At 44.9% G+C, this 7,512-nt stretch carries 10 protein-coding genes; 6 read left to right on the top strand and 4 right to left on the bottom strand.

Annotated features, from left to right (window positions below):
- The first annotated feature begins 144 nt into the window (after positions 1-144).
- The 6 genes from N1032_RS21845 to N1032_RS21820 all read left to right on the top strand — a co-directional run bounded on the left by N1032_RS21845 (position 145) and on the right by N1032_RS21820 (position 5,995).
- Positions 145-1,050, top strand: a complete 906-nt coding sequence (locus N1032_RS21845) for a hypothetical protein (protein ID WP_259542289.1) — start codon at positions 145-147, stop codon at positions 1,048-1,050.
- Positions 1,037-1,594, top strand: a complete 558-nt coding sequence (locus N1032_RS21840; RefSeq protein ID WP_259542287.1) for a hypothetical protein — start codon at positions 1,037-1,039, stop codon at positions 1,592-1,594. The genes N1032_RS21845 and N1032_RS21840 overlap by 14 nt, the downstream gene beginning before the upstream one ends.
- Positions 1,595-1,646: 52 nt before the next feature.
- Positions 1,647-2,831 (top strand): phage major capsid protein, encoded by a 1,185-nt coding sequence (locus N1032_RS21835; RefSeq protein ID WP_259542285.1) that lies wholly within the window; start codon positions 1,647-1,649, stop codon positions 2,829-2,831.
- Between the two features lie 62 nt (positions 2,832-2,893).
- Complete coding sequence (locus tag N1032_RS21830; protein WP_259542283.1) at positions 2,894-3,325, top strand: hypothetical protein; 432 nt, start codon at positions 2,894-2,896, stop codon at positions 3,323-3,325.
- Between the two features lie 160 nt (positions 3,326-3,485).
- Positions 3,486-5,627: a hypothetical protein gene (locus tag N1032_RS21825; protein WP_259542282.1), complete on the top strand. Its 2,142-nt coding sequence runs from the start codon at positions 3,486-3,488 to the stop codon at positions 5,625-5,627.
- Positions 5,624-5,995, top strand: coding sequence for a M15 family metallopeptidase (locus N1032_RS21820; RefSeq protein ID WP_259542281.1), 372 nt, complete (start codon positions 5,624-5,626; stop codon positions 5,993-5,995). Before N1032_RS21825 ends, N1032_RS21820 begins: the two co-directional genes overlap by 4 nt.
- A gap of 32 nt (positions 5,996-6,027) precedes the next feature.
- Here the strand turns inward: N1032_RS21820 and N1032_RS21815 are convergent, their stop codons facing one another.
- From N1032_RS21815 to N1032_RS21800, 4 genes are all read right to left on the bottom strand, one after another.
- The gene (locus N1032_RS21815; protein ID WP_259542280.1) at positions 6,028-6,273 is read right to left on the bottom strand and encodes a hypothetical protein; all 246 of its coding nucleotides are present in this window, start codon (positions 6,271-6,273) and stop codon (positions 6,028-6,030) included.
- Positions 6,274-6,373: 100 nt separating this feature from the next.
- Positions 6,374-6,682, bottom strand: a complete 309-nt coding sequence (locus N1032_RS21810) for a hypothetical protein (RefSeq protein WP_259542279.1) — start codon at positions 6,680-6,682, stop codon at positions 6,374-6,376.
- Positions 6,683-6,768: 86 nt separating this feature from the next.
- Positions 6,769-6,924: a hypothetical protein gene (locus N1032_RS21805; protein ID WP_259542277.1), complete on the bottom strand. Its 156-nt coding sequence runs from the start codon at positions 6,922-6,924 to the stop codon at positions 6,769-6,771.
- A 2-nt stretch (positions 6,925-6,926) separates the two neighbouring features.
- Positions 6,927-7,268 carry a hypothetical protein gene (locus N1032_RS21800; RefSeq protein ID WP_259542276.1) on the bottom strand — a complete coding sequence of 114 codons (342 nt, stop codon included), beginning with the start codon at positions 7,266-7,268 and terminating at the stop codon, positions 6,927-6,929.
- Positions 7,269-7,512: the final 244 nt, after the last annotated feature.

Here is a 7,512-nt window from a genome sequence, read left to right as displayed (position 1 = left end):
GTATGCTTTCGTTGGCTCTCTCGGCGGTCAAACTAAAAGCCCATATGGTGAACCGAAATCACTATCAGCAATGTCGCGCTGAATTTTAATAAAACTCTCGACCTGTCGAAAGACGGCGTATTAATTTGTAACGATGATTTGCGTATGGGATTACTCCCGTATTATGAGAAACAAAATACGCTTATTGTCGAAAACGATATTAATATGGTGGTGTGGGGTTTTAACTCCCGTTCGGTTAAAACTATTTCCGCGCCTGACGACAAGACGAAAGAAAGCGCCGAAAGTTATTTACGTAAAATTATCGACGGCGATATTTCCGTTATCGGTGAAAACCCGTTCTTTGAAGGTGTGCGCGTCCAGACGGCGGTTAATGCTGGCGGCGTAACTATTCAGTCGATGATTGAATATCACCAGTATTTGACCGCGAAAATGTATAATGAGGTTGGTTTAGCCGCCAATTTCAACATGAAACGCGAACGTCTTATTTCCAGCGAACTCGACCAGTCGGAAGATTCTTTATTCCCTATGGTCTATAATATGATGGCAAACCGTATCAGCGGAATTGAGGCCATTAATAAAATGTTCGGTCTGGAAATCATCGTTGATTTCGGCTCTGTATGGGCTTTGAAAAATAAAGAGCTGGTAGATGGAAATCCCGACAATAACGAACCACAAAAGCCCGATAGTGATTCTGACGTTTCGACTGATGAACAACCGCAACAACCGACCGCCGGAAATGAACCGGAGCAGGAAGGGGAACCAGAAACGACCAGCACTGAAACGGAAACCGTAGACGGGAACGGGAACGGGAGCGAGGGCGAGGCCACCGATACCAGCGCCGAAACAGAGGTAAATAATGAACCAGAACCAGAAAACGGTAATCAGGATAATCAGGGCGATACTGTCGATAATCCTGCGCCGGAAGAATTGACCGCCGAACAATTACAGGCGATTATCGATAACGTGGACGGGCAATATACTGATGAAGAAATTCAGGATGCGCGTTCTAAATTGGCTGAACTGGAGAAGGTGAATAATGTATCAGAATAATTGCGTAACCCTGCGTAATTATCTGGATAATGGCGGGAGTATTTGGGCGGCAATTAATGCGCTTGAACCATTCCCGTTCATTACGGATGAGGCGCAATTAGAATATATGCAGACCTTAAACTATGGCGAGCGTATTATGGCGAAAGCATTTAAAGACGTAACTGTTGAAGATGCCGCCGCTCAAATTATCCTGCTGTATAAGGATAAATGGGATAAGGTTGTAGAATTCCAGAATGTAGCGGGTAATATTGGCGTTACCACTGGCCGGAAAATTGGCGGTAATACCACTACCAACACGCATAAAATGGGCGACGGTGAAACGGTTAATTCCACGGCGGCATTTAATAGCGCCGATTTGGTGAAAGACACCGCCACCGATTTTAATAATCAGGAAACTATTACGGAGGAGGTAATTAAAGACTCGACCGACGAAACTTTTAGCGTTAAAGCCGCGTTTGAAAACTTGCCTTTAGTCGAGCGAACCAATATAATTAATATTGTTTTGAAAGACGTGGCGAGTTATTTAACTCTCTCTGTTTACTGATAAAGGTATATACCCAATGAAAGTTACTCAACTGTATACGTTAATTAATAACGTGACTAAAGAAATCCTCGGCGATACCGCCGTGGTGAATGAAGACCTTTCCAATATCGTTGATATTGGTAAAGCGGTATTCGACAATACCAGCGTTGATAATTATGTCAAAAAACTGGTAAACCATATCGGCAAGGTTATTTTCGTTGACCGCGTTTATGCTGGCGGTGTTCCTTCTGTCCTTATGGATAGCTGGGAATTTGGTTCCGTTCTCCAGAAAGTTTCTATGCAACTGCCGGAAGCGACCGAAAACGAAAGCTGGGCGCTGGTAGACGGGCAGGAATACAAGCAGGACGTATTTACTGCGCCGAAAATTGAAGCGAAATTCTATAACTCGAAAGTTACTTTCGAAATTCCTATGTCGTTCACGGAATTGCAGGTTAAAGAATCGTTCTCTAGCCGCGAGCAATTAAACGGTTTCGTTTCCATGATTACCACTGGCGTTGAAAACAGCATGACCGTTAAACTGGACGCGCTTATTATGCGTGCCATTAATAACATGACCGCTGAAACGCTGGTTTCTTCTCTGGGTACTGGCGCGGCTGGTGCAAAAGTTATCGATTTCAGCAAGACCAGCGCCCGCGCTGTTAACCTGCTGAAACTGTATAACGACACCAATCCTACTAATCCGGTTTCCGTAGCTTCCGCTATGACTAACCGTGATTTCGTGCGTTTCGCAACGTACCAGATTGCGTTGATTTCTGACCGCATGACCCGCGTTAGCAAACTGTTTAACGTTGGCGGTAAAGAGCGTTTTACCCCTGCTGACCTGCGCCGTGTCGTGCTGCTGTCGGATTTCTCTAAGTCCAGCGAAACCCTGAGCGCGGCATTGCTGGAAAACCCTGAAAAACTGGCGTTGCCTCAGCATGACACCGTTCCATACTGGCAGGGTTCCGGCACTGATTACACGCTGGCGAGCACTGGTATCATCGACGTTAAAACCGCGTCCGGCGAAACCGTTAAACTCCCGGCGGAAGGTGCTGGCACTGGCAAGAAAAACGCCGCTATCATCGGTTGTGTGTTTGACCGTGATGCGGTTGGTGTGTCCAATCTCGACCGCCGCACTACTACCGCTTATAATGCTAAAGCGGAATTCTATAATAACTGGTACAAGATGGACGCCGGATATTATAATGACCTGAATGAAAACTTTGTTGTTTTCTTCATCGGCGAAACACTGGCTTAATTTCTGGTGGTGTGTAATCAAAGGCTGGCCTAACGGCTGGCCTTTTTTATCTGAGGTGATTTATGTTATTAACGCTATTCACCGTAACCGATGCGGATAATGTAATCGGTAAAACTATGCAGGAAATTACCCGAATGGATATTTTCCTTAAACGTGACGTTGATATTTCCTCCCCTGTTTTAATTCTTATTCCTGATTTACCGACCGGATTTGATAATATTAATTACGCTGAAATCCCCGCGCTCAAGCGTTATTATTTCATCGATTCTATTACCAGTCTCGGCGGTGAATTGTGGGAATTGCGTTTGCGTTGCGATGTGCTGGAAACCTATAAACCGGATATTCTTTCCAGCGTGGCGCGATTTACCCGCAAAATTAAAACGGGTGACTGTATTGATATTAATGTCGATACCTGCGTTTATAAGACCATCACGAAACATGATTGTGACCGCGAATTAACCGCTGGTCGTTCCATGATTCTGACAACTATCTAAGGGGTTTATTATGGCTCTAGGCTCATTCACTCTATCGGCGGCTGAATTTACCAAGCTGGCGAATGCGCACGTTAGGCTATACGCTAATAATGTATTAGTAACAGGAGGGGCTACGTTCCCCACTGGTACGGTTTTACGTGCTGACACGTATGATAATTACATGTTCACCGATGCTAGTTATCCGCCTGATGATGGCTATGATGATTTCGGCTATGAAATCGCTATCATTGATAGTGGCGTACAAACGTCTGTTAAATTTATGCCTATCGGGGCGAAATATTCCCGCTCACACACTATTTCGGCGTCAATTAATTATCTTTCTACTACGTATATTCATACGGCGATTGACCCAAATCCTCCCGCGCAAGGCTGGGTAGTTAACGATGGTTCGTTCGGATATATTGACCGCGCCCACGTCGATATTATTGTTAACGGCGTAAAAATGACGGCGGTTGGAACGGTTCCCTATGGGGCAACACTTAAATTTGTGGCGCGTACCGGATACCGATTCACTGAAACCAGCTTTATTAAAATCGTAACTGCTGATGGTACTACGGAATTAGACCCGCCATTATACGCCACTATGAGCGCTGATATGACTATCAGTGATTTCGGTACTCTGGCTAAACCGACGTCGCCAGCGGGAGCAGACCATTACGGGCAGGTTGGCGCATGTCAGACCGAAGCATATACGCCGCCAGCACCTTTAGCGTGGAACTTTCATCCGGCTACGGGTACGCCTGACACTGATATTCCGTTTAGCTGGACGGGCGGCGAACCAGGCGCGAACGGTTATAATCTGGTGGTGTTTGAATCGGACGGGGTAACTATTACCGACGATCAAACTACAGCGGCATTAACCGCCAACGTGAACGAAAGCGCGGGAACGTACACCGTAAAAGTGTATGACAAGGGTGGTCGTAATGACCCGACGGCGCATGTAATCGATCAACAATTAACGCTCACTACTCTGTTGCATTGGGTAGATCATCCGACTACGGCGACCGCTGGTGACACGGTTAAATATTCGTGGGGTGATGGTACTAAACCATCGGGAGGGTATTTGGTAACTGTTACAGACCCTGATAATACCAAAATTCAGGATGGGGCAATTGATAATACTGAATATAGTTTTATCGCTGCTAAAGCTGGTAATTATTCTGTATCTGTTACTGATAATATTACTACGCTGAATGAAACGCTGGTAGTAGCCGCGCCGCCTCTGGCAGTGTTTGACGTTAACGATTATAACGCTATGCGCTCTGTATTCGTTAATGGAACTGTTAACGGCGTTGCGTTTGATGGTTCTAAAAACGTAGGATTATTCGCTGGTGATAAACTGGTGTTCACTTGTGAGCAGGATTATAAATTCATCGACGACGTGAACGGCGTTTCTATTGGGTTTAATATGTCTGACGGTTCTAAAGTGCATATGACTTTAGACCCCACTGATAAAATCGCGTCTTATACGATGGTCGATAAATCCCCGCTGACTTATGACCAGATGTTTATTACGACTCGCAAAATTCCCGATAACGTTGCGGCGAATAATGTATATCTGGTGGATAACCAGATTATTAATACCCTTTCGTCTACCCGGTTCCAGATTGTGCCTAATAGCGAGGGAACTGCTTTAGTAGCGGTTGATTACGGCGATTTCATTATTGACCTTATTGAATTACCGTTCGCTATTGACCCTGCAATGATTGGGCTTGATGGCACTATTACGCTAGGCGGTTACGACACTAAAACCATTGCCCCGCAACTGGTCGATGATAAATTGGTGTTCTATATCGGCAAAGTAACCGTACCAGAAACTTATGGTAATTCCCTCGATTATCACCAGACGGAAGCATTATTCCACCTGCCTTTTATTAACCCTGTTAATATCGCGCTGGAATATGTAATCGGGCAACAAATTAGCGTCGAATATCACGTTAACGCATACAGCGGGAAAGCGACTGTATTAATTTCGTCGTCCAAAATTAACGACGTAATTATTATGAAGGAACTGGACGCCGGATTTAAAATTCCGTATGCGAACTACGCCCGAAATAATATGGATAATAGTAATATCGATATTGGCGGTGATAATCTGGTTCGTCGCCCGTATATTGAATTGGTTCGGAATGATATTGCGCTGCCGAATGGTGTATTCACTATTCCGGTGACGGATGAAGACCAATTGAAAAACCATAAAGGTTTCGTTATTGTGGAGCAAATCGAATTGAATTGCACCGCACTGAAAAACGAGAAAGACGAAATTAATTCTTTCCTCAATAAAGGGGTAATTATTAAATGATTAAATACGGGGATCGGCTGAACGGGGTTAATCCCCGTTTACAGCAAGTGGTTCAACTGGCGGCGACTCTATGCCCGATTGATATTTATGTCATTGAGGGAGTGAGGACGATAGAACGCCAGCGGGAACTGGTAGCGGCGGGAAAGTCTAAGACGATGAACAGCCGCCACCTGAACGGCGGGGCGGTCGATTTGTGGGATGGTAAATCGTGGGAGCGGGAAAAATTTATGCCCATTCGCCGCGCAATGCTGGACGCTGCTGATAGGCTGAAAGTGAATATTACCCACGGAGCAGACTGGAACCGAAACGGGGTAATTGAGGGTGGTCGTGATTCGTGGGATTATCCGCACTGGCAGATTGAACCGTAAATAATTAAGCCCCTCGATTGAGGGGCTTTCTTTTATTTGGTGTGGAGTGGGTTAATTCCTACGTCGTCGTGACCGTGACCCGCTGGCGATGAATTCCCGTTCCATTCCCATTGACCGCCAGTTTTAATCACCTGCTTTAATTGGGCGTTGTCCTTATTCAGTTTGTCAACCGTCGCCCGTAATGTGAGGATTTCCCGCGCCATGCTCTGACGTTCCGCCATGCGACAATCAAAGCCCATGTTTTCAACAATAGTTTCAAGTCTGGAATTGCTAATCATAATTTAACTCTCTCTGTGATGTGTCCTGCAATTATACACGAATTGCGCCCACAAAAAAGCCCCAATTAAGGGGCTTAAAATTATTTCGGGCAACTATTTATTACTGAACTTCTACGTAATAAACGCTCTGCTTTTTGGCAGTTTCACGGATGTTGACCTTAATAAACGGCTGGTCGTCACCGAAACAGGCGCGCACTTCCTGAAGGGCAGATTTCGCGCTTGCGCTGTCAGTAAACAGGCCGTGGATTTCGCCGTCTTCCGTAACTACTACAGCTTTCGTCGCTTCATCGGTGATAATCAGGTCGAGAAGTTTAAAAGCGGTTCCTTCCTCTTTGAACGCGAAAATGTGTTTCGCGTTTGCCAGTGCGTTGAATTTTGCTTTTGCGTCGAGTTTGATTTCTTTAGCCATTTTGGTATTAATCTCTATTTTGAGTTTGATGGAGGGGCTTTACCAGTCGATTGGAATTTACAGCCCCTGTTTGGGTTTACGCTATGTTACTCGATGGTAACGGTGCGTTTTTCGGTAGTGATTTCAGCCACTACACCGAATTTTGCCAGCAATTCCACGGCTTCATTTGCGCGGGATTTGGTGGTGAATGGTACTTTAGATTCGCCAGCGGTGACGATGTACACGGTAATTTTCTTTTGCATGGTTACTGCCCTTTAGGTTGATTGAGTGAAATCCACTTTGCGTTTTGAACTGCTACGCTATGGAAGTATTCTAACACTTCTTTGATAGTGGTGTAAACAAATACGTCGTCACAAGTGCAATCATTTTCCTTGTCGATTACCACTTGATGAAGGTGAAATTTGTTAGTCTCTGGATTAGCCGAAATAACCCAATAGGACACGCCACCATCGCATAACTTGCAACAAATAGCGTTTTCACTGTCTGGACTAATGAACAGTGTATCGGGCTGTATATGTTGCCCTGCGTCCTCAATGGATTTTTTCAGATAATTGATTACCTGATTGGCGAAGAATTCAACCATCATAAAACTACCCTCCAGAATGTTAAAGAACAATGTTTCGATTACTACGTGAGAGATTATATCACGGTCTAATCCACGTATGCACTTTTTATTTTTCACTGAAATAGTGATCGATAATAGTCAAGCATAATAGTTAGTGACCGCCATCGTTGCCGAACTGACATAGACATCCATTGTCAAGAATTATTTTTCGATTAGTGACGGGGAATAGTGGCTATCACTTTTTTTTCTGCTGGACCTAAGTCGG

Source organism: Herbiconiux daphne (genome assembly GCF_024979295.1).
Taxonomy (GTDB): Bacteria; Actinomycetota; Actinomycetes; order Actinomycetales; family Microbacteriaceae; genus Herbiconiux; species Herbiconiux daphnes.
Note: the sequence above shows the minus strand (reverse complement) of the source record. Positions and strands in the feature narration are given on the sequence as shown.

Coding starts and splice junctions, on each gene's coding strand:
- N1032_RS21845 (WP_259542289.1), top strand. CDS start 145: ATGGGATTACTCCCGTATTATGAGAAACAAAATACGCTTATTGTCGAA.
- N1032_RS21840 (WP_259542287.1), top strand. CDS start 1,037: ATGTATCAGAATAATTGCGTAACCCTGCGTAATTATCTGGATAATGGC.
- N1032_RS21830 (WP_259542283.1), top strand. CDS start 2,894: ATGTTATTAACGCTATTCACCGTAACCGATGCGGATAATGTAATCGGT.
- N1032_RS21825 (WP_259542282.1), top strand. CDS start 3,486: ATGTTCACCGATGCTAGTTATCCGCCTGATGATGGCTATGATGATTTC.
- N1032_RS21820 (WP_259542281.1), top strand. CDS start 5,624: ATGATTAAATACGGGGATCGGCTGAACGGGGTTAATCCCCGTTTACAG.
- N1032_RS21815 (WP_259542280.1), bottom strand. CDS start 6,273: ATGATTAGCAATTCCAGACTTGAAACTATTGTTGAAAACATGGGCTTT.
- N1032_RS21810 (WP_259542279.1), bottom strand. CDS start 6,682: ATGGCTAAAGAAATCAAACTCGACGCAAAAGCAAAATTCAACGCACTG.
- N1032_RS21805 (WP_259542277.1), bottom strand. CDS start 6,924: ATGCAAAAGAAAATTACCGTGTACATCGTCACCGCTGGCGAATCTAAA.
- N1032_RS21800 (WP_259542276.1), bottom strand. CDS start 7,268: ATGATGGTTGAATTCTTCGCCAATCAGGTAATCAATTATCTGAAAAAA.